General features: G+C 42.7%; 11 protein-coding genes. 4 read left to right on the plus strand and 7 right to left on the minus strand.

Features of this window, described 5'->3' with window-relative positions:
- Positions 1-59: 59 nt before the first annotated feature.
- The 7 genes from B3E92_RS24270 to B3E92_RS13075 are packed head-to-tail and all read right to left on the minus strand — an operon-like array spanning position 60 to position 15262.
- Entirely contained in the window at positions 60-2759 is a 2700-nt protein-coding gene (locus tag B3E92_RS24270; protein ID WP_313372304.1) for a glycoside hydrolase family 88 protein, read from the minus strand.
- A gap of 58 nt (positions 2760-2817) precedes the next feature.
- Positions 2818-4005, minus strand: a complete 1188-nt coding sequence (locus B3E92_RS13050) for an alginate lyase family protein (protein ID WP_286754367.1) — start codon at positions 4003-4005, stop codon at positions 2818-2820.
- Positions 4006-4022: 17 nt separating this feature from the next.
- Complete coding sequence (locus B3E92_RS13055; RefSeq protein WP_286897152.1) at positions 4023-6593, minus strand: glycoside hydrolase family 95 protein; 2571 nt, start codon at positions 6591-6593, stop codon at positions 4023-4025.
- Between the two features lie 6 nt (positions 6594-6599).
- Positions 6600-9068: a glycoside hydrolase family 2 TIM barrel-domain containing protein gene (locus B3E92_RS13060; RefSeq protein WP_286897154.1), complete on the minus strand. Its 2469-nt coding sequence runs from the start codon at positions 9066-9068 to the stop codon at positions 6600-6602.
- Between the two features lie 37 nt (positions 9069-9105).
- Positions 9106-10551, minus strand: a complete 1446-nt coding sequence (locus tag B3E92_RS13065; RefSeq protein ID WP_286897156.1) for an alpha-L-fucosidase — start codon at positions 10549-10551, stop codon at positions 9106-9108.
- A 24-nt stretch (positions 10552-10575) separates the two neighbouring features.
- A complete protein-coding gene (locus B3E92_RS13070) occupies positions 10576-12144 on the minus strand; it encodes a RagB/SusD family nutrient uptake outer membrane protein (RefSeq protein WP_286897158.1) in 1569 nt (522 codons plus the stop codon).
- Positions 12145-12172: 28 nt separating this feature from the next.
- Positions 12173-15262, minus strand: coding sequence for a SusC/RagA family TonB-linked outer membrane protein (locus B3E92_RS13075; protein ID WP_286897160.1), 3090 nt, complete (start codon positions 15260-15262; stop codon positions 12173-12175).
- 365 nt (positions 15263-15627) lie between these two features.
- Here B3E92_RS13075 and B3E92_RS13080 point away from each other — a divergent pair, with 365 nt between their 5' ends.
- From B3E92_RS13080 to B3E92_RS13095, 4 genes are all read left to right on the plus strand, one after another.
- A complete protein-coding gene (locus B3E92_RS13080; protein WP_286769775.1) occupies positions 15628-18465 on the plus strand; it encodes a helix-turn-helix and ligand-binding sensor domain-containing protein in 2838 nt (945 codons plus the stop codon).
- Positions 18466-18730: 265 nt separating this feature from the next.
- Complete coding sequence (locus B3E92_RS13085) at positions 18731-21832, plus strand: SusC/RagA family TonB-linked outer membrane protein (RefSeq protein WP_286897162.1); 3102 nt, start codon at positions 18731-18733, stop codon at positions 21830-21832.
- 20 nt (positions 21833-21852) lie between these two features.
- Complete coding sequence (locus tag B3E92_RS13090) at positions 21853-23283, plus strand: RagB/SusD family nutrient uptake outer membrane protein (protein WP_286897164.1); 1431 nt, start codon at positions 21853-21855, stop codon at positions 23281-23283.
- A gap of 76 nt (positions 23284-23359) precedes the next feature.
- Complete coding sequence (locus B3E92_RS13095; RefSeq protein WP_112374161.1) at positions 23360-24745, plus strand: glucoamylase family protein; 1386 nt, start codon at positions 23360-23362, stop codon at positions 24743-24745.
- Positions 24746-24899 lie beyond the last annotated feature (154 nt).

Here is a 24899-nt window from a genome sequence, read left to right on the forward strand (position 1 = left end):
GTATATAATTGAAATGGATGATAAAAATAATCATTCCATTGAATAAACACGAACAAGAATCACTTTAATCGATCTTTTAATTGTTGCTCATAAAGCGAGCCGATCGATATTATCCGGTTTTGATTTTCCCAATAACCAGCGTTTCTATTTTTCAATCTTCCAGCTACTTTCTCTCCCTTTACGCCTATGGCAAAATTTTGCGCAGAAGTCCAGGGCTGTTGTACTGCAGCACTTTTGACCGTACAATTCCATAAGACTTGTGTCACCCCAGCCCAACCGTGTCCACTCCCCCAATTACCCCGATCCTGCACATTAATTTCACCATCCGTTACGATTTGATCGTATAAGGTTCCAACAGCCCATCGATGATGTGGACCAATATCCGCATGTGTTCGTTCCGCGCTAGAAAGGCTAAAAACGTTCGGACCGAGGGTCCTGGCCCCTGTTACGTAATCATGACGACCTTCCGTCGTATAAAGTTCTTTAAATAAATTAAGCTGACCGTCATTATTGAACGAATACCTCCGCCCGCCTGTAATTTGAGATTTTCCATCCAGACACCGCGACTTCATTACTGTAATCTGTTTGGCAAAAGCACCAAGACTCACCGCCGCATAGCCAAAATAACGCGCGGTGATATTGCGCACCCAACCATTCGTTATTTTATCCATATCAATTGCAATCCAGCCGTGATTTTCGTCCGTATCACTTACAAAATCAGACTCGAACCGTATATTTTCGATCCCAACTTCACTTATACGCCCGTCGAAGGTGTAGGGAATGACGGCCACTTTTGCGTACCTCGGATCAATCGCCATCACCAGGGGATTATCAAAAAATACAGAGTCACCTCGAATGGCTAAAATAGTACGTTCAAAATTTAGCTTGTATTCCCGCGCTGTCCACTGTTTCGTCCCTTCTCTTTTTTCAATCTGGTTCATTCGAAGCGCTTCAATCCAGGCATCGTTCATTTCATACGAGAGGAGGACCTGCTCGCCCACTCTCCATTCCTTCGGACGATCGACCAGAACATAGTTAGCCCCTACAGGTCCATAGCCAGGCTTAACAAACTGTTGTCTAGCCTGATCCACTGTATAATTACCCGTACCGGAAACTTTCAATAAGCTCCGTTGGTGCTGGCCTGCTGCTTTAAGCAGGGTTTGTCCTTCGGCATCCCCCTCACCTCTCAACACCACACCGCTGGCATGAATTTCCAAACTCCCAGGTATAGTGTACAGGCCTTTTTTTAACAAAACAGCACCTCTATAACCGTTTTTATCAGGTGGTTTTGCTGCTACGGCATCGATAGCCTGCTGTATAATTTGCTGATCATCGCCATTTATGCTGGGTTTTACCGTAACCACGACAGGAACATTGGGCAGCTTTTGATCACCTTGATGATAGCCCACATGGCTAAAGTCGGGGATGACGTTTCCCTGTGCATCCGGAAAATAGATCAATTGTCCCGCTGGATTTTTCCGGACCAGATCCGATTGCACTTTTCCGGACTGCAGCTCTTCTTGTCGATGCAGTGCTTCCAAGAAATAATAATCGGCATAACTCAAAGGTTTATCCACTTCGGTATTGGAAGGTTTCGATCCCGTACTGTGTAATAATATAAAACCGCGATTTTTATTTGGTGGCGACATGTAATGGTCTATCAGGTTAGCCAATATGGTCTGTGCTTTTGCACGATAATCTTTTCCTTGGTTGCTATACGTGCTTAATTCCAACAGCCCCGATGCGATGACTGTCGCTGCCGACACATCCCGTGGTTCATTTGGTATATGAGGTGCATCGAAATCCCAATAAGGGATCAAGTCTTTCGGCATATTAGGATGTGTAAACAGCCAATGTGCAACTTTTTCGGCTTGCTGCAAATATTTCGGATCGCCGGTTTCTCTGTAACACATCGTATAGCCATACAATGCCCAGGCTTCACCCCGCGACCAGGTCGATTCGTCACTTAAGCCCTGATGGGTGTTTTTATGCTGCACTGCTCCTGTTTTCGGGTTGTAGTCTATCACATGATAGGTACTGTAATCCGGTCTAAAATGATTTTTTAGCGTTGTGTTGGCGTGGCTCACCGCGATCTGATAATAAGTAGAGTCTCCAGTGAGTTTGGTTGCTTCAAACAGCAATTCTAGATTGAGCATGTTATCAATGATAACCGGAAAGTCCCAGCGGTGGCTATTGTGGTCCCACGAACGTATACAGCCGACTGTTGGATTGAAACGGGTTGCCAGCGTTTTGGCTGCCTGTACAAGCACCTCCCGGTACTGTGGATTTGCGGTTAAGCGATAACCATTTCCAACGCTACAATAGATCTTAAAGCCCATATCATGGGTCTTACCATTAAATTGCTCCGCCTCGATCGACCTTGTTGTTTCTGAAGCGAGATCCTTCCATTGTTGTTTTCCCGACTTTTCGTAGAGAAACCATAGGACGCCAGGAAAAAAACCACTGGTCCAGTCCCCCCTTTTCACAGCAACCAGTTCGTTATCTGTGGAAAGCGTACGTGGCGAAACCAAGGATGAATCCCTTTTTTTCAAGAGCTGCAATTCTTTATAAAGTAGTTGAGCTTGTTGATCTGCAAGGCCCCACGCTTTTTGCAGCTGCCTGGTACTCTGTGCCTCAACGTGTTGAAAAGCGCACAGAATTCCCGTCAAAAATAGTGCTTTGGCAATAGATGGCCTTTTTAAATTTCGAAAGCGCAAAAAGAGGGTATATCTTCGCAAAGACGTCGCATTAACATTCATGTTATCTGTAGGTTTTTAAGGTGAAATGGTTAAGTTATTTTATAAAGAGCCAGGAAAATCAAAGCCATATAATCGGGTTGCGAATGGGTAAATTTCGAACAACCTCTTCTTGTTCAGGTGCATGATCAAGCTTTTTCCAAAGCTGCAGATAGTCTTTATTCTGGTAAGCTTCTGCCGAAAATACGAGTGCCGGATGCGCAATTGGCCACTGATCCCAATACATGACATCTTTCGGATACGGCCATTTTTCTTTATCTGCAATATAAGGGACCATAAAATCAACACCCGTTTTTATTGTCCGCCCATCTGACAATGTATACTGCCAAAGGGAGGTGTTGGTCTTGGACAAAATCTGGCAGATCATGGTCATCGCATCCAGATTAAACAACGCGTATCCATAAGGTTTTGTCCGCTGCAATTCTCTCGGAAAACTGCCATTAGACTCCATTTGATTCGGCAATAACACGTGCGCATAGCGATCTGCACATCTGTTGAGTAATACCGTGTCTTGCACCAAACTCGAAAATGCAGCGACCTGCATCACCCAACAGGTACCATGGTTATTGGCAGCATTCATTTCATCGATTCCATATTGATGCGTTGTAAGCCAGCGTAGATAGATTGCAAACCAGCGATGTATGGCATCCTTAGCAGCCTGTGGAAAATTGGGGTCGTTTTCAAATATCTTTACGCCCTGTGCAACTTCCATCAGATGAATGGTATCAATAATGCCTATTCCTCGCCCTGTAAAACGCCCTTGTATAGCCTGAGCATAAAGAAGATTCGGATTCATCATCGTTTCTGCATCCACGAACCAAGCCTTTAAATGGCGAAGGGCCTGCTGTACGTATTTTTTATCTGGATTCAAACGATAGGCTGAGGCCAGTGCCCCCACGATTCGGCTGAAGCGGATCATCGCTTTACGATGTTCAACGAAATTGGCTGGATTAGTCATTCCATCCCGTTGAATATAGGGCGCAGCGGGATCTTTGGGATCGGGCCACCAATAATCGCCTTCAGAATAAAAATCATGAATACCCCCGGTACTCCGAACTGCCTTATAAGCTGTCACAGTCAATGGTTTCTGCTTCATCGCCCACTTGGACTGCTTTAGGATAACAGGGCGCAGCGTCTGGATGATCTCCTGCTCAAAAATACCTTCCTTCATTTTTGCCCTCAAGAATAAAGGGAAAATTGCGATCCCAAGGAGACAGCCCATGACGCGAACAATTGATGTAAATTTCATTTTTCCTGGATTTTGAATTACATTGGAACAATACGGTACCGTTTACCTTTTATGGTCTCAAATTGAACTTCAAACGTTTTTGGACCAGCTAAAAGGGGCAGTTTGGAAGAATCCGCTACCGTATACGGAAGTTGTTCCGGTTTATATAATAGCGCATTGTCTGTGACAGCTGCCTGATTTGATTCGACACCGACAACTTTAACGGGTAAAGGTGTACGCAAACGACAAACACCACCAATATTGGACACGATCATTGCTTCGGTCAATACGTTATTTTTCCAGGCAATATCTACGGTAAAGTTTCCCCTGGCCTTAATTCCTTTTATCGTCCCAGCAGACCATTCATCAGGTAGGGCCGGTAACAAGTGGACGGCTCCATCATGACTCTGCAGCAACATTTCAGTCATTCCCGCCGTAGCACCAAAATTCCCATCTATTTGAAAAGGTGGATGTGCATCAAATAGATTCGGATAGGCTCCGCCACCGCTCATCTGCGCACGGTCCAATTTGGGATCAATAAAATTTAAGGCATCCTTGAGGATTTTATAGGCATGATTTCCATCCTGAAGCCTCGCCCACCAATTTGTCTTCCAGGCCATCGACCAGCCGGTACTCACATCGCCCCTTAAAAGCAATGAACGCTTGGAAGCCGCAGCCAAAGCCTTGTTTTCTGCAAGGCTGATCTGATTGCCCGGGTATAATCCAAATAGGTGGGAAATATGCCGATGCTGGTCCTTTGGATCATCCCAATCTTTAAACCATTCCTGCAATTGTCCATATTGCCCCACCTGATAGGGATAAAGCTTTTCCTTCGCTTGTTCTAGTGCTGATTTAAATTCAGGATCAACGTTCAGTATAGCACAGGAGTGAATAACAGCTGTGAAAAGCTCCCGAATGATCGCCATGTCCATGGTAGAGGCCATGGTCAATTGATATTCCTTACCTGCTATTTTAATTGTATTTTCAGGTGAAGTGGACGGATTGGTGACGAGATATTTATTTCCGAGATCCGCAATCAGCCATTGCAACATAAATTGGGCTGCCCCTTTCATCAAGGGGTAGGCCTTCTCCTTCAAGAACGTTTTGTCACCCGTAAAACGGTAGTGTTCCCATAGATGTGTGCTCAACCAGGCTCCTGCCATAGGCCATGCCGACCAGCGCGGCATTCCTTTGGGATCCCAATCGTATCCGCCCGGAGGGGAAGTTTTGGCCCATAGATCGGAATTATGATGAACAACCCAGCCCTTATCGATATTGTAATTTATCGATGCTGTTTTGGCCCCATTGATAGCCAGCTCATCCATAAAATCAAACAAGGGTTGATGACATTCTGCAAGATTGGTATTTTCCGCGAGCCAATAATTCATTTCTGTATTGATATTGGTCGTGTAATTACTTCCCCAGGGCGGCTGCACATGATCATTCCAGATCCCCTGTAAATTAGCTGGTCTCCCTCCTTGTCTGGAACTGGCAATCAACAAGTACCGTCCAAAATGATAATACAGTGTCAGCAGCCCCAAATCGGCCGGTCCTTTGGAAAACTGTATGATACGTTGATCTGTAGGCAATTTATCATGCGCAGAGGTACCAGCCAGCTCAAAGGTTACTCGATTGAATAGTGCTTGATAATCTTTTTGATGATCGGAGAGTATGGTCTGAAAATTCTTTTTGGAGACAGTATGCATGCGGTTTTTTGCGAGCAGCGTGGCATCTTTACCTTCCTGACTCGGCGACTTATCAAAACCGTTAAAGCTTGTCGCTTCCGTCAAAAATAAAATCACCTCATCGGCGCCTATGATCTTAAGCTTATCCCCCTCTTTTTTTACCACACCACCGATATTCTTTACGCTTACCTGCATCGCAAAAGCCATCCCTTTTCCGCCAATACTGTCGTACACGACTTGTTGGGGTTCATAATCCCTATTGGCGACAAAACTTGGTGCTTTACCCTGCAAGGTCAGCTGATTATTCCCTTGCGCTGAAACACTGTATTTTAGCTTACTGGTTAAGGAAAGGTCGAATGTAATTGATTTTTTCTTGTCGGCCTTCAGTCGAACAACCAATGCTTTATCCGGAAAGCTGACAAAACTTTCTCTTAGGTATTGAACACCTTGATAGGAATAACTGACCAGATTGATCGCTCGCTCCAGATCCAGCTCCCGTTTGTAATCTTTTATCTTTTTTTCGTCCTGGTGAAAATCCAACCATAAATCGCCCATAGGTAAATACCGGGCAGAATAAGGTCCTTGCATTTTCTTCCAAAGAACTGCTGCCTCTTCATATTTTCCAGCAAAGATGGCTTGGCGCACCTGGGGTAAAACCTGCGGGCCGTTTGCATTATTGCCCGCATCGGGTTCACCCGACCATAGGGTATTATCATTAATTTGAAACCTATCTTTACTTAGCCCACCAAAGACCATCGCTCCTGTAGTGCCATTGCCTAGCGGTAGTGCCTCCTCCCAGAGCGCGGCCGGTTGATCATACCAAAGCTTGAGCTGCGGCGAATTGCCTTGTGCACGGCATGGCGCAAGCGACCCCATAAGGCCGAGCAGTAAAAAGAAGTTCAAATGATTCGTTGCTTTTAACATCTTGTGTTATTTTTCTATCGTTAACAAGGTACTTTTTGATCCTTCCATCCGGCCTGATACCACAGCGCTTCCCGAAGGCAGTCGAAGCTTAATCAATGCACGACCATTGTAGGCCTGCACTTTTTTCGACCCCGTAGAAGTGCCTTGGTCGACGATCAACTGACCATCGCCGGTCGAACCAAAATAGATCCAATCCTTTGCATCGAGACAGGGGGTATTGGTATTATCCACAATTTGAGCTTGCACAGTGATCATATCGCCTTCCGTGGCAATTTTTTCCACAAGAAGTTTTGCCGGTTTACCCCACTTTTTTGTCTGATACTGCTGTTCAATTTCATCCACGAGAATTTCCCGGCCGTTTTTCGCGACAGCTTTAATCTGATTGCTTCCTTCGTTCAGTTTCACCATCCAGCGCAAACCTGCCGCTGGAAAATCTTGGCTATTTCTTTTCTTTAGTCCTTGACTTTTGCCATTGACAAAAAGCTCAACCTCCTTGGCATTGGAATACACCTTGATCATTTTCGACTCGTCTTTTTCACCCCAACGGACCGGCCAGCTATGGCCATAAATATGCAACATTGGCTTCTCGGTCCAATACGACTGGAATACGTAGTACGATTCTTTTTTGGTAAAATCCCGTTCAACAACACCCTTCTGATTGACATAAGGCACAGGATTGTCTGGCCGGACCGGAGTTGAAAAATCTTTAAATGGCCAGTAGGCTGTTCCCGTGAGCCAAGGCATGGTTTCCTGTTCCTTTAAGTGCCAATCGATGAGATTACAGATGTAGCTTTCACTCCAATCGCCATCTTTAGAAACGCGTGCTGCTCCACCAATGAGCGACGCATCGCCTGCCCGTTCATCTGTTGTACCATCACCTTTGATTTTAGCTAGAGCACGGTCAGGGTCCTCTGCATGTCGTCTTGCATGACTATCCCCGCCCCACTCCACATGAAGGAAATGCTTTACCTTTTTCATTTCTTCTTCGGAGGCTGCTTTATAGTCGGTATAAACGCCTCTATACCAACCCGCCCAAATGGACGGAGAATAAACATCAACAATATCTTTACAGAAATCACAGCGCCGTATCGCTGTTTTACGGCTCGGATCCAATTGATGGGATAAGGTATTCAGTTCACTCATATAAGCCCTTATCTTCGCCTGATCAAACTCCGTAAAATCACCGGGCCAATCATTTTCGTTGCCGAGGCCCCAAATAATGACCGACGGATGATTATAATGCTGTTCAATCATATTGGTTAACATCCGTTTTCCCTGAAGCTGATAGACCTCACCACCCAATCCACCTCTGCACCATGGAATCTCTTCCCAAACCAAAATACCCAGACTATCGCAGGCCTCAAGCACTTTACGACTCTGCTGATAATGTCCCAAGCGTATAAAGTTTACACCCATCTCTTTCATCAGGGTCATCTCCTGTAAGATCTGATCGTCAGTCATTGCTGCAGCAACTCCGGCATGGTCTTCATGACGATGGGTACCGCGAAGCAAAAGTCTTTTCCCGTTCAGCAGAAAAGGACCTTTTTCTTTAAACGCTACATGTCTAAAGCCAAAGACACTCTCTTCCTTAAATACTTGTCCATTGCTTTTGATTGTCGTAACTAAACGATATAAAGCCGGTTGATCAGGGCTCCAAAGCTGTGGCTTCTTGACCATGAATTGTCCAAATTCAAGATTTAATGCGCCCTTATTAACCTGTGGTTGCTGGGTTTGCACGATTTTTCCAGCGGGGTCGTAGAGCTGCATTTCGACTTCAAAATCAGTCTGAGCCGAAAATGGCATCAGTCGTCCACGGACGTTGGCTACCCCCTGCCTGCCATCAGCCCCTACTGACGCCTCAACAAATACACGTTCCAAGGCTGTCTGCGGAACATATTTCAGGTTTAGATGTCTGTAAATACCGCCATAGACGTTAAAATCAGACAGATTGGAGGGAATCATTTCTAAATCACGCGAATTATCCACACGAATTGAAAGCGGTATTTTACCCTTAAACTGTTTTTTAAAAGCAGCTGTTTTTTTAAATTTTTCAACCGCATCCGTGATGTCCACAGTCCATTCGTCGTATCCGCCAACGTGCTCCCCAACTTTAACGGTATGGATATAAACAGCTGTCTTTTGTCCGGCTCCTTCAAAATGAAGGAGGGTGTGACCATTTAAATAGGGGTTGTCGATCTCCAGCGATTTTCTATACCAACTGGGTCCCTGATAATAATTGATAGCTGGATCAACAGCGTCCAGCGCATTATAACAATGCGGTAGATCTACCTGCTGCCACAATGGAACAGATTCGGGATTACCGGCTCCCACCGGCCTTACAGCTTCCCAGATTCCACCCAGATCGCTCTTTAAGAAATCCCAGCCATGATCAATCCGCTTAACTTCCTGAGCGTGGAGCTGAGCAACTCCAAAAGCCAACAACAATGCCACTATGTTATTCAATCTACTTTTCATTATGCTATTTTAGTATCTGCTTTCCATCTTATCTGCCTTACTCGTCCAAAGCTCCAGTTTTCATGTTCTTTGCTCCGGGCCCTTTTTCGCGCTTAAATTTGCCAGCCACTTCGATCTTAATCACCGTAGCAACAGAATCAATGGCCTGCTCAGGCACGGCAATCTGAATACCATTGGCATTCGATTTCACCTTTAACACTTGGTTATTGGCTAAAAGGCTAGCTTTTACAACTTTATTTTCAATCGGAAGTTCGACTAGGCCATTTTTTGGCCAGTCAAATACAGAGACATACAAATAAGTCCGCTTTCCATCTTCCTTTAGGGTACACCGCCCCCATTCAAATGGCTGTAAAGGACTACTCTTGGTTGCGTAGATCGCTTCACTATTGACTTTCATCCATTTGCCAATTACAGCTAAACGTTCTATACTCTCCTGGGGGAAGGATCCATCGGGTTTTGGGCCAACGTTCAACAGGTAGTTTCCACCTTTGGGAGCAATATCAACGAGATTGCGGATCAAGGTTTCGGCAGACTTCCATTTATGATCCGATGTGCGGTAGCCCCAAGTACCGTTCATGGTCATACAGGTTTCCCAATGTTTGCCTTCGAGTTCACTCCAATCTGGAATTTTTTGCTCCGGCGTTTTGGTATCGCCGGGGAAATTAGGCCGTTTCAATCGATCATTTGTGATAATATTGGGTTGTAATGCCAATTGCTCCTGAAGCATATTTGCGGCTTCGTCGGTCATATTGGTTGGCGTATCCCACCATAGCACAGCAATATCGCCATAGTTACTCAACAATTCTTTGACCTGAGGTACAGATACATTTTTAATATAGTCACTAAAACTCGCTGTTTCTTGTTTGGGATCCCAATGGCCATGATGTGCTAGCGTGTAGTCATCGATACGGGTTGAATCTGGATTAGGCCAGCCTTCTCGCATTAACTTACGAGCAGCCGATCCACCAGGATTATTCCAATCCTGCGCCTGTGAGTAATAAAAGCCAAGCTTCAGTCCATATTTTCGGCAGGCATCGGCCAAAGGTTTCAAGACGTCTTTGCCATAGGGCGTAGCGTCCACCATATTCCACTTACTCGCTTTTGTTTCAAAGAGTGCAAAACCATCGTGGTGTTTGGCCGTGATAATCAAATATTTCATGCCCGCATCTTTCGCCATGCGTACCCATTCGTCTGGATTATAGGCGATGGGATTAAATTGTTTCGCCATAGCCTGATATTCATCAACTGGAATTTTTGATCGGTTCATAATCCATTCTGCTCCACCACGTGCCTGTTCGTGTCCCTTATAAACACCGCCGAACTGTGCATATACGCCCCAATGGATAAACATACCAAACCGGGCTTCCTCCCACCATTTCATGCGTACACTATCTGGTAAGCGATTTACTTGCGCATACAATAATCCCGTGCTCATTCCCACGATGAGGATAAGTGCCAGCAACATTTTATATATAGCTTTCATACCTAAATTTTCACAGTTCTTCATTTAGAAACCTGGTGTTTGTTTAAAATTGTCATTACCTAAACTTTTGGCCATATCTACCTCAGATTGAGGGACTGGCCATAAGGTATCTCTTGCCATAAATAACCGTGAAGCGCCATCTGGATCCTTGGTTTTATCCATCACCTCTTTGATTATCCCCCAGCGTTTCAAGTCAAAATAACGTTGACCTTCCAAAGCCAGTTCAATCCGCCGTTCATGACGGATAATATCCCGGAATTCATTTTTTGTCAAGGAACCGCTAAACTGTACGAGCGGCATTTTCACATCAGCCCTAGATCGTACTTTATTCAATGCATCGACAGCTGACTGATCAGGCCCTGCACTTTCATTCTTCGCTTCTGCATACATCAATAAAATATCGGCATAGCGTAAGAATACCCAATCCTGATCGCTTTGTGTCGCGTAGCTTGTTGGCCATTTCGATTCGTTGATATACTTTCGCGGTAAAAAACCACCCAAAACGCCTTCAGCAACGGGATCAAAAGCAGAAGATGCTGTAGTTCCGCGCCATACACCGCGGTACATGATTGTCGACTTCAAACGGGGATCTCTATTTTCGTAGGGGTTTTTAGCATCGTAAACTGTCGATTCTTTAATATCTTTTCCATCGATGGCATAATAAGAATCCACCAGATAACCCAGCGGTTGTATGGTCTTCAGATAAGAATACATCATATCTGCCGGGCTATACATATTGGGTGGTAAAAATCGAGCGGAGAACATGATTTCGGGATTATTATTTTGTCCCGGCTTTCGGAACAGATCGCGGTATCCACCCTGATAGATCGAAAACTTGTTTTCATCCATAACAATCTTCGCTGTTGCAGCTGCCTCAGCCCATTTTTTCACCGTCAACAACACCTTTGTTTTGTACCCCAGTGCAGATCCCCGCACAGCATGTCCCTTATACCCTGTATTTGGCAGTTTTTCACTCGCATAATTTAAATCTGCCAAAATCGTTTCGATAATGTTGGTTTTAGGTGTTCTACCCAGCCGGATACTCGCATCATCCATACCCAGAGGTTCTAAAGTCAATGGCACATCACCGTACAGATTGGTCAACAAAAAGTAGTAATGGGCGCGGATAAAACGAGCCTCTGCTTTATATCGGTCACGGTCCTGCTGGCTCATGCTTGCAATACGGTCAATATTGGCAATCAATTTATTACATGCAGCAATGGCCTGATACGAAATCTCATACCCCTCAGATTGCATTCCGCCGGTTGTCGAGGAGATTCCGGACCGCGAAATAATATTGAAATTATTGGAGGTACTGGATACAAAGGCATCGTCTGAAAGCCCATCCCAAAACATACTTGCTCCACCCCAACCACCACGTGCATTGGATGAAGACGTCGAATTGTATCCTCGGCACAGAAATTCATAACAGCCCGATAGTGCCAAATCAGCATCAGTCTGCGTTTTCCAGAAGGTTGATTCCGAAATTTTATCTGTTGGATTTTTATTTAAGAAATCTTTTGTACAGCTACCCAGTGAAGCTAGCGCTGCTAAGCTTAGGTATAGATATGTTTTTTTTACGCTCTTTTTCATCTGTATTTTTTTTTAGTTACCCCCTAGATTAGAATGTGATGCTCGCTCCAAATGCGAATACTTTATTCTGTGGATGAGTCACATAACGCCCTGATGTTGCTCCACCGCTCGATGAAACGCCACGTTCGGGATCTAAACCAGGGAACTTGGAGAATGTGAGCAGGTTATCCGCCGCAAAATAAATGCGAAGGCCAGAAATACCACCTTTGGATAAGGTGCTCTGTGGAATAGCATAACCTACCTGAATATTTTTTAGACGCAAGAAGGATCCATCTTTTAAAAAGAAAGTCGATGCAGTCCGTACGTTATTTGCCGCAGGCGTATTTTCAGCACCCACTATTGGAAGCGATGCATTCGGATTCTCTGGAGTCCAAGCGTTCATCCAGTCGCGAGTGAACGTTCCGCCTTGCCTAAAGGGCACGATTCCCCACTCACTCACAAATATTTTTTGTCCCTGGGAACCAAAGAAAAAGGCTGTAAAATCAAAATTCTTCCAAACAGCCGTCGCATTAAGGGAGTAATCGAAATCTGGATACGCTCCAGGCACGACAATTCGATCATTATTGTCCACAACTTTATCGCCATTAACGTCAGCAAATTTCAGATAGCCCGGTTGTGCCGGAATCTGTTGCACTGGAGAAGCTGCCACCTCTTCCTTTGAACGGAATATGCCCGTGTTCTCCAAAAGGTAAAAACTACCATAAGGTAAACCTTCCCGGATAATGGTATTGCCCGAGATACGTTCGGCCCCATATTTCATCACCTTGTTGCGATTGGCCTGAATATTTCCATTGAGGGTCAAGGATACCGCTCCAATTTTATCACGGTATTGCAGACCTAGTTCTATACCTCTGTTACGCAATTCACCATAATTTACGGTCGGTGCAGTCAATCCAATATAAGAAGGGAAAGCTGTAGATGCAGATAAAATATCGGATGTTACTTTGTTATACCAATCGAAAGAAGCGGTCAATTTGTTGTTCCATAAACCGATATCTACACCGAAATCCAAAACTTTGGTACTTTCCCATTTGATCCGGTCATTGGCCATGGCTACCTGACGAGCTCCCTGTTGGAGCGTTTCATCAAAAGGATAAGCAAAAGAGGAATTGTAAACAATTTGATATGGGTAGTTACCAATATTTTGATTACCCAATGTTCCAATGGAGGCTCTTAACTTTAGTTCATTAACAACTTCTTTCAATTTCGGACCAAAAAAGTTCTCATCCGAGACTTTCCAACCACCAGATAATGAAGGGAAAAACGCCCATTTTCTATTTTCAGGAAAACGTGAAGAGGCGTCATAACGTGCATTCCCTTCGAGTAGATACTTGCCTTTGTAGTCATAGTTTAACCGACCATAATAAGACCTCAATGACCACTCATTGGTGACACCGTTATTTGATTGTTGTCCAGCTCCGCCACCATCGAGCTCAAGCAGGTCATTGTTGGGAAATTGCAACCTACTTCCGAACAATTTTTGTGTTTTATTATATTCTGCCTGGGTTCCTGCCAGTACTTTCAAGTTATGATTTCCAAAAGACTTATCGTAAGTCAATTGCGTATACCCTACTGGATACACATTGTTGTCGTCCGTTACTTCTAAGCCCTGACCACCTACATCAAGTTGTCTGGCAGGTAGGTCATCCGGTTTGGCAAACCACATGTATTGATTAATCACAGGTTTGTTGGTATAGTTTTTTGTAAAGCCATACGTCAATCCGCCGCTAGTCTTCCAATCCAGTCCATCCAATATTTTCACATTTAAAAAAATATTGCCTTGCATAAAATAATTGTTCAGTCTTGTAAATGCATTTTCAGCAACTGCAACAGGGTTTTTATTTGGGGATTGAAAAGGATATGCCCTAGACGAATAACGACCACTACCATCTGGTAATACAGGTCCATAAAGTGGTGATTGACTAATGGTAGACAAAAACTGATCTTCACTACCGTTTCTAGGATATTTCCGATCCCCATAATTCAAGGTGATACTTGAACCAAAACTTATCCGATCATTTATTTTAGAACCTAGGTTAAGCTGTAGATTATACTTTTTAAAAGAAGTCCCGATCATAATATCAGGCTGATTGACGTAGCCCAATATAACGTTGTAATTTGTTCCTCCGGCACCACCGCTTAAGCTTAAATTGTGCGTCTGTACCGGGACAGTTCTAAAGACAGCATCTAACCAGTTAAAATCGGGATGTAATCTTTTATCTGTTGCATTTTTGTAGGCATCAATCATCTCCTGGCTAAAGGAAGCATTTGGATTTGTGACACCCGAGTTTTTATTTGCCTGATTATACAAGGTCATGTAATCAACGGAATTATATACGAGGTCTGGAAGAGCTGAGGCCTTGGTAATTCCGACGTTATAATCGTAGCTCAGTTGTGTTTTTCCAGCTTTACCCTGTTTTGTCGTCACAAGAATGACTCCATTTGCTGCTCTTGCCCCATAGATAGCAGCTGAAGCGGCATCTTTCAATACGGTGATATTCTCGATTGCTTGGGGATTCAAATTTTCCAAACTACCGGGGATACCATCTACGATAACCAGTGGAGCAGAAGAGGCGCCGTAGGAACCCAATCCCCGTACCTGGAGATTCACATTTTCATTCCCCGCTTCTCCCGATCCTTGGGTAACACGAAGTCCGGGCATGCGACCTTGAAGTAACTGCGTTGGATTTGTAGCGATACGTTTGTTAAGCACCTTTCCATCGACAGCAGCAACAGCACCCGTTAGATTACTTTTTTTCTGGGTACCATAGCCTACTACAACCACTTCGTCAATCAGGCTACTGGACTCCTGCAGTACAAGATTAATGTGATCTTTCTTATCGACCTGGACTTCGGTTTTCTCTTTGCCTACCAGCGAAAATATCAGGACATCAATATCTCGCGCATGAATCTGATAATTGCCGGCCCCATCGGTTACAGTGCCGTTTTTCACCCCCTTTATTTGTACGGTAACCCCCGCAAGAGGCTCGCCTGTTGAGGAGCTTACTTTTCCGGATATCTTTATTTGCGACTGGGCAAGCACCGCCGGTGCAGACATGCTCATCAACGAAAATAAAAGCAACCCCTTACCTACCGTTTTGGTCATCGGTGTTATCATAGTTGTTTTGGTTTATTTGGTTATTTAACGAAGTAAATGAACTCAAATATCAAAAATCGTTTACAGCAAAAGGAGTATTTTTTGTTCAAATTAGTGGAATAAATGGCTTCATTCCTGATTTTCAACACAATTAAATGGTTTTTTTAAAAAAAGAAAAATAAACCCCTTGGCAGCTGCTAATTTTTCTTCCAACAATCGATCGGTTGATCTTCAAAATAAGCTAGCGATCTGCCAGAGCATCCTACAACGCTAGAGATTATCAATTTTGCAATAAAATCGATATATTGCCCACAAATCAATTTAAAGTGAGGGAGTCGATGACAACAAAAAAATATAGGAACGTCTATATCTTTTGGTTTTGCAGCATGTTATTTTTTTTACTGCCCGAGGGTTACTGTCAAACAATCATACCCACAGGTACGCCTTTTGTCAAACAATACAAAAAAGACCAATACAAGGCTGGAAATCAAAACTGGTCTTTGGCAGTCGACAAAGATGGCCGTATTTATAGTGCCAATACCGAAGGCCTATTGCAGTTCGACGGACAATATTGGCGCATCTTTCCGCTTCCTAATCATTCCACGGTAAGAAGTGTCGCAATCGGTAAAGATGGCAAGATTTACACCGGTGGAAGAGGTGAATTTGGCTATTGGACTTCCAAACCCTTTGGAAACTTGACTTATCAAAGTCTCTCTAAGCTGGTACAGGACAAAACCTACTTTCCAAACGAAGAAATCTGGAAAATCATTGTTGAAGACCAACGGGTATTTTTTCATACATTTTCGAAATCCTATATCTGGGAAAACAATCGTATACGGCAATTAACGGCTAAAGGTGAGCCTTTTTTATTTCCGCATCAGCTCAACAATAAATTATTTTTTGAACAGCTACCAAGTGGTCTGCATGAATTTAAACAGGATAAATTAATTCCTGTAAAAGGAAAAGATGTCTTGAAAGACAAAAATGTACTTGCCATCTTACCTTACGACGCAACGACTTCGCTTATTGCGACCTCGCGAAACGGCCTCTACCTGATGAAAGCCGATGGAACAATCCTACCCTGGGCTGCTCCGGCAAATCAGCTCTTAAGCCAGTCACAAATAAACAATGGCTTATACCTCTACGATGGACAATATGCTTTTGGCACCATCCAAAACGGTGTTATTATCATCAATAAAAATGGGCAGGTCATTCAACATATCAATAAAAACAATGGTCTCCAAAACAATACTGTACTCAGCATTGTCAAGGACAATCAGAAGAATATCTGGGTGGGACTTGATAATGGCATTGACCGCATTGAAATCAATTCCCCATTATCATTCTACACTGATTTTGTCGGAAAAATAGGTACCGTCTATACATCGATCATCTATCAGGGAAAAATCTATCTTGGAACTAATAAGGGCTTATTTTCAAGTGAATGGAAGGGATTGACCAATTACAATTCATTAAATTTCTCTCAGATTCCAAATTCAAATGGTCAGGTTTGGACATTAGCACAATTTGGTGATGAGTTGATCTGTGGACATAATGACGGAACCTTCAAATTAGATAACGGGAAGCTTGAAAAGATCTCGCAGATTACCGGAGGATGGGTTTTCAAACCTATTTTTGGAACAAAAAATATTCTTCAGGGGAACTATACAGGCTTATCGAAATTCACATTCGATGGTATACACCTAGCGTTCGTTCAGCAGTTCACAGGCGTTAAAGAACCGGTTCGATTCTTGGCGCAAAAAGATAACCATGCCTTTTGGATTGGCGATTGGGGACAGATACAACTACTCGGACTTGATGCGAATTTCCAGCAGGCAAAGATTTTATTTTCCTCCAAACAGGATAGTATCGCTTCAAAGAGGCAATTTACGGGGATTTACACGTTAGAAAATAATCTTGTATTTGCTACAGACAGCGGATTTCTCCAATTCGACAATATTGTAAAAAAATTCAGCTATGCCAATGAATTAAACACAGCGTTAGGCAGCTATAAAAATTCAAATAAGGTCATACCGATCAATACAAACAGCTACTGGTTTATTCAGAAGACTAAAATTGCTAAAGTAGATTTTGACAGTAAGGGCGAACTACATATTGACTCCAATCTGCTCAGTCCCTTACAGGATCGAATGATGAATAACTATGAAAACATTCTCCCGATTGAAAACCAATACTATCTCATTGGTTTAGATGATGGATTTGCGATCTACCGTCATGCCGATAAATCACAAAAATACAGGTTGCCACTTCCGCAAATAGCACAACTTGTCAACTTGACAACAGGCCAGGCTATTATCCCAGATTCAGCGTTTAAACTATCATCATCGGACAATAATCTTAGAATTAGCTTTTCAAGTCCATATTATTCGACTTCGCCACTTCAATACCAATATTATCTCGAAGGTTACTCAGACAATTGGTCCGAATGGAGTGAAACTGCCTATCAAGATTTCACAAATCTACCTTATGGAGAGTTTCAAATTAAAATCAGGGCGAAGGACAATATGGGGTCAGTTTCGGAAGTCCAGACATTTTCATTTACCATTCGGCATCCATGGTTTCTTTCTTGGTGGGCGAAGTTATTTTATACACTCGTCCTGATAACGCTCATCTATTTAGCTTACAGGTTTAATCTTCAACGGGAGCGCAAGCGTCAGTTTCAAATACGGCGAAAATGGCTAGAAGAGAAAAAGATTGCCTTGGAACGCGAAACAGAGCAAAAAGAAAAGGACTGGATTAAACTTAAAAACCAGCAATTAGAAGATCAGCTTCAATTAAAAAATAAAGAACTTGCCAATGCGGCACTCAATATCGTTTACAAAAATGAGATGTTGAACAATTTACACGCCGAGCTCAAACAGCTTAAAGATGCTGATGGCAACAAGCTGAGTTCGGATGAATTGAAAAAGATAAACAAGCTTATCGATGATGCCCATAACGACGATCGTGACTGGCATATTTTTGAAAGAAGCTTTAACGAATCACATGAGAATTTTTTCAAGAAATTGAAACAAGAGTTTCCTGATCTCGTCCCCAATGATCTGAAACTATGTGCCTATTTAAGGCTCAATATGTCGAGTAAGGAAATTGCCTCATTACTCAACATTAGTACACGCGGTGTCGAGATTAGACGCTATCGACTACGCAAAAAGTTAGGCATTCCAACAGACAAAAACCTTTCTGAATTCCTGATGGAACGTTAAATTTTCATCACAGACACTACATCATTACCACACACGAGCTTTAGTGTATAAAACACACTAAAGCTCGTGTTATTTCAGCAAAAACAACAACACAAAATACTGATTATCAAAAATATAAAATACAACAAAAGGTAGCCTGAGCAAGCCGAAATTTCATGTAGTAGTGATGTGAATATGTTAAATTTTGGCAAAGTTGTACTACATCAACATATTTGCTTCAGGGAAATAACCAACGTATTTTAAACAAACACCAAAAATTAACGATATGAGGAATCTATCCGCATTATTTTTGACATCCATGGTCGTATCGGTAGCCTATGGACAAACTTCGGTACAAGGAGTGGTCAAAGATGGCACAAGCATGATATCCATGCCTGGCGTCACCATTAGTATCAAAGGGAAAGCAGTATCTACAAAAACCGACGCAACGGGGAAATTTCAAATCAATGCCTCTCCTACCGACTCACTGGTCTTTAACTTTCTGGGTTATCGCACACAAACGGTATACATTGGTAATCAAACGCAACTCAATGTATTCTTAGAAAATCAAAATCAAGCATTGGAAGAGGTTGTTGTTATCGGTTATGGTACACAAAAGAAAGCAGATCTGACCGGATCGATCAGCTCCTTGAAATCATCTGATATCACGAAGCAACCTGCCATGTCGGCCATGCAATCCATCCAAGGTAAAGCTGCAGGTATCAATATTATTGCAAATGAAGCTCCGGGGTCATCACCCAATGTCATTATCAGGGGCTTAGGAACTGCATTATCAGGACGGAATCCACTCTATATTGTCGACGGAATTGCACAAACAGATATTAATAATATCAACCCATCCGATATTGAATCTATGGATGTTTTAAAAGATGCATCCTCTGCATCTATTTACGGTCTTCGGGCGGCTAATGGCGTTATTATCGTGACGACGAAGAAAGGTAAAGCCGGAACAACAAACATCAATTATGAAAGCTTTGCGGGTATAAAAAACGTATTGAACCGCGTGAAAATGGCCAACGCTGATCAGTTTAGAATATTTGCAAATGAATACCTCACCTCGACCAATGGGTCTTACCGTTTAGCTGAGAATCAAAAATATAATACAGATTGGTATGACGAATTATTACGTACAGGTTCTGTATTTAATAATGCTGTTAATATTTCTGGTGGAACTGAGAAAGTTGATTACTTCGTATCAGCAAACAATTATACCGAAAATGGTATTCTTGAAGGCTCAAAATTTGTAAGAAATACCATACGCAATAACAACGTATATAAATTTTTAAACAACCGCCTAAAGTTCAGCCAAAATTTAAATCTTACATTAACAAATTCAACACCTAAGCCTTATAGTGCTTTCACCACGGCTTACCGTCAGTCGCCACTTGCGCCCGTTATGTTTGATAATGGCCGTTACGGTTTAGGTCGTGTAAATACAACAACAGGTGTCGCTGGCATTGAGGCCGCACCAGGCCAAGCCATCGGAAATCTAAATTCTATTGGAAATCCAGTGTATGAGGTTTTACGCCAAAATGAAAGAACAAATACGCTACGCTTACAAGGAAGTTTTGAGGGAGAATTTAAGATTACAGATTATCTGAAAATCAATTCGCGTATTGGCGGGAATAAATTTTATTCGAAACAACGGATTTTTAATAATGTAAAAGATCAATGGTTAAATGCTAATACTTTATTGAATGAATCTGATTTCATCAAATTAAAGGAAAACAATCCAAAAGCGCTTGATTATGTAGACAACAGCTTGAAATATGAAAATCTAGAACAATTCCGCTGGTCTATCGAGAATTTCTTAACTTTTAACAAGAATTTTGACAAGCATCATATTGAGGCGGTTGTGGGGATGTCGCGTGAGAAATACGACATAAACAGCATGAGTAGCCAAACGGGTTATAATGTACCTGAACAAGAGCAATACTGGAATATCAATCTTGCAAAAGGAACAACCAATTATGGTATTGTTGCGCTACAAACCTCTTATACTCCGAGGGCCTTAGCTTCGTATTTTGGACGTTTGCAGTACAATTACGATAGCAAATATTATTTAACGGCAACATTGCGTAGAGATGGATCAAGTGTTTTCCGTAATACAGGAAAATACTGGGGTACATTCCCATCGGTGGGATTAGGTTGGACGGTAACCAACGAAAGCTTTATGAAAGATGCCAGCTGGATTAATTTATTGAAAGTGCGCGGAAACTGGGGTAAATTAGGTAACCAAGATATCCCGCTAAATGTTTCCACAATTTTAACAAGTCCAGAAAGTTCAAATTACAACTACGTTTTTGGTCCTGAACAGAATATGGTTTATGGAAGCGCATATGGCACTCCAGCCGTAAATCTAACCTGGGAAGTAACCAGAGAAACGGGCGCTGGCGTAGACTTTGCGTTTCTAAACAATCAGCTTTCAGGATCCATTGACTACTATCATAAGCTGAATACCAATACTATTCTTGATGTCACACCGACTTACACCTCTCCATCCGAAAAAAACTTCTATGCGCATGGTGCTAAAGTATTAAACCAAGGTGTGGAAGTGGCCTTAAATTGGAACAAAAGTATAAGTCCGGAGTTCAGTTATACATTCGGTGTTAATTATTCATACAATAAAAATAAAGTAACGGAAGTGGTCCCGGCTTATGACCGTGCTACTGGAGGCAGTTTAAATAATGGGGAGATTACCAAACAGCTTCGCGTTGGACAACCGATCTATGGCTGGTGGATGTTTGAGGCAAATGGTGTCTTTCAAGATGCGGAAGATGTAAAAAATTACCCATCGTTTGGCGCTGCAAAACCTGGCTATCTGAAGTACAAGGATCAAAATGAAGATGGTGTCATCGATTCCCGCGACAAGGTTTTCTTTGGATCATTTTTACCGACTTCAACATATGGTATCAATGTTGGTGTTAATTATAAAGCTATTGATTTTAATGTTTCCGGATATGGTGTCGCAGGCAATAAGGTTTACAATGGTTTAAATAGCGTTCGTTCCAATGCAGGTGAGAACATCGCGTTATCAACTTTTGAAAATCGCTGGACTGGCGCAGGTTCAACCAATGAACATCCCGGTGCAGAAAGAGCATATTGGGCTTCGAGTTATTTCCTCGAATCGGGCGCTTATTTCCGTATCAATAATATCACTGTAGGATACACTTTCAATAACTTATATAGCTCGAGATCTAAATTAAGATTATATGTTACTGCTCAGAATCCATTTATATTTACGAATTATAGTGGTTTCTCTCCTGAACTTGCCGGCGACGGTAGTCCAAATTTAACTTCTGGTATTGAGCTTTCAGCTTATCCAACGACACGTAATTTCTTATTTGGACTTAACATGCAATTTTAATCACCTTAGTTTTGAAGACAATGAAAATTAACAAACTTTATATAGCAATTCTTCTTAGTGGAGGCATTGCATTGCAAGGCTGTAAAGACAACAACTTCTTAGATGTACCTTCTAAAGAATATGTTGAAGCCGAAGACAGTGAAGAAATCTACACACCCGAGCAATTTGTCAATGGTGTATATGGAATGTTTACTGATTGGGATTATTCTTTCTCTTACATCGGTATCACGGACATGCTTTCCGATAATGCGGATAAAGGTAGTTCAGCGACAGATGCCGGTGGTGACAAGTTAAGTTTAGACGAGTTGACTTACACTTCAACAACGGGTTCCTTTCTTTCCATGTGGACACGTTGGTATAAATCCATAGGGCGGGCTACACAAGCTATTGCATACACAGAAAAATTTGGACTGACAGACGAAGCTTATAAAAACAGATTGATTGCCGAAGCTCGTTTTCTGCGTGCATTGAACTATTTCTATCTTGTCCGCGGATGGGGCGATGTTCCTATCCAAGAACGTGATTTAATAAAAAGAGAACCCGCAGTTGAAGTTTACGCCTATATTGAAGCGGATTTACAATTTGCTATCAACAATCTTCCACTCAAATCTGCTTATGCTGCAAAAGATTTAGGTAGAGCGACCAAAGGTGCCGCACAAGGGTTATTGTCGAAAGTCTATTTGTATCAAAGCAAATGGCAACAAGCTGCCGACATGGCGAAAACTGTCATCACATCTGGAGGATATAGTCTCGAACCGGATTACGCAACAATTTGGCGTTTGGCTGGGGAAAATGGTCCCGAATCATTATTTGAATTTCAAGCAAGGGGCACCTCTATCGCACATGGTATCCAACAATATAGTCAAGTACAGGCACCTCGTGGAGGAGCGGTCAACTTAGGCTGGGGTTTTAATATCCCAAGCCAAAACTTATTGGATGCCTTCAATGCCGAAAAAGACAATATCCGCCGGGATGCCACAATTATTTTCAGGGGTGAAACCCTTTACGATGGCCGTCTGATTGACAATGGTGTAGAAAACCCAATGTATAATGAAAAAGCGTATTCCTCAGCAAATGGAGGTGCCGCTGACGGTGATAAAAACGTACGTTACCTCCGTCTGGGTGAAATTTATCTTATCCTGGCCGAAGCCGCAAATGAGGTTGGCAATAGCAGTGAAGCGCTGAATGCATTGAATACCGTGCGCACACGTGTAAAATTAGCCAACGTAACGACAACCGACCAAGCGCAGCTCCGTCAATTGATCTGGAAAGAAAGACGTCTTGAATTGGCATTTGAACACGACCGTTGGTTTGATTTGGTGCGTACAAAACAGGCAAAAACAGCCATGGCTGCCAATGGAAAAACTTTCCAGGATAAAATGTTGCTTTTTCCAATTCCAGAGAATCAACGTATCCAAACACCAGAAATGCCTCAAAATACCGGTTGGTAATCATTTACACAAAATAACGCAGTTCAAACGACCATAGGTCGTTTGAACATTTTTTCAAGAATTAAACAACATATCCATGAGAAAACGAATAGCATATCCAGCACTTAGCGGTATAGCTTTGGCGCTTATTCTCAGCAGTTCGTGCCAAAACACTGCTAATAGCAGTCCAGACAGTCCCTCAAAAATTGATTCAACCAGCGGAAGCAAGATCAATGAAGATTCGCTATTGACCACTATTCAGCAACATACATTTCAATATTTTTGGGAGGGTGCCGAACCTACTTCTGGTCTCGCTAGAGAACGCATCCATATGGATGGTGTATACACCCAAAATGATCGTAATGTCGTGACCATAGGTGGTAGTGGCTTCGGACTCATGGGTATGATTGTCGCGATGGAACGTGGTTTTATCAGCCAGGAACAAGGCATTCAAAAGTTGAATCACATCATGGATTATCTAGGCAAAATCGAACGGTTTAAAGGAGCTTGGGCACACTGGTACGATGGAGAACTGGGTACAGCGAAACCGTTCAGTGAAAAAGATAACGGTGGCGACATTGTCGAAACGGCTTTCTTAGCGCAGGGATTAATTGCTATCCGGGAGTATCTAAAAGATAAAGGTGATTCCGCCAAACTGATCGCTCAAAAAGCAGACAAGCTATGGAAAGAAATCAATTGGAATCACTATACAAACGGACAAAATGTTATTTATTGGCATTGGAGCCCTAAATTTAACTTCCAGCAAAATCATCCCGTCAGAGGATATGACGAGTGTCTTATTACCTATATTTTGGCAGCCTCATCCCCTACTTATCCGATTGCACCCCAGGTGTATCACGAGGGATGGGCAAGATCTGGTGCAATTAAAAGCTCCGCTAAAAAATATGACATTCCACTCGTGCTAAAGCACAATGCCAAAGAAGGTGAAGTGGGCCCGCTCTTCTGGGAACATTACTCCTATCTAGGATTGAGCCCCAAAGGATTAAAAGACCAATACGCAGATTATTGGGAAGCGACAAGCAATCATGTTAAGATCAATTTGGCATACGCCGATCTGAACCCAAAAGGGTACAAAGGCTATGGTTCAACGAAAGGTTGGGGCTGGACGGCCAGCTATTCCATCAACGGTTACGATGCACATCATCCAGACAACGATCCTGGTGTGATCTCCCCTACAGCGGCTTTATCGTCTATGCCCTACGCCCCACATGAAAGCATACAGTTTGCACAATACTTAAACAATCAGCTCGGCAATAAAATCTGGGGTAAATATGGCTACTATGATGCCTACAGTGAAACGGCAAATTGGTATCCACAACGTTATTTAGCCATCGATCAGGGGCCTATTATTGTCATGATCGAAAACTACAGAACCGGAAAAATCTGGGACCTATTTATGCAGGCTCCAGAAATTCAACAAGGACTAAAGAAACTCGGTTTTACCAGTCCTTATTTAAAGTAGTGGCCTATGGAATCATTTTCAATCCGTCACACGTTGAAAATGGTTCCTTCCACGAAAATAACAGGACATCTGATCAAGAAAACTCAGGGATCATCTTGAGCACTTGACATAAACTTACCCTATTGCGCGGAAAGCAAAATCCACGCGCACAAAA

The organism is Sphingobacterium sp. UBA6317, assembly GCF_002440385.1.
In the GTDB taxonomy this organism is placed as follows: Bacteria; Bacteroidota; Bacteroidia; order Sphingobacteriales; family Sphingobacteriaceae; genus Sphingobacterium; species Sphingobacterium multivorum.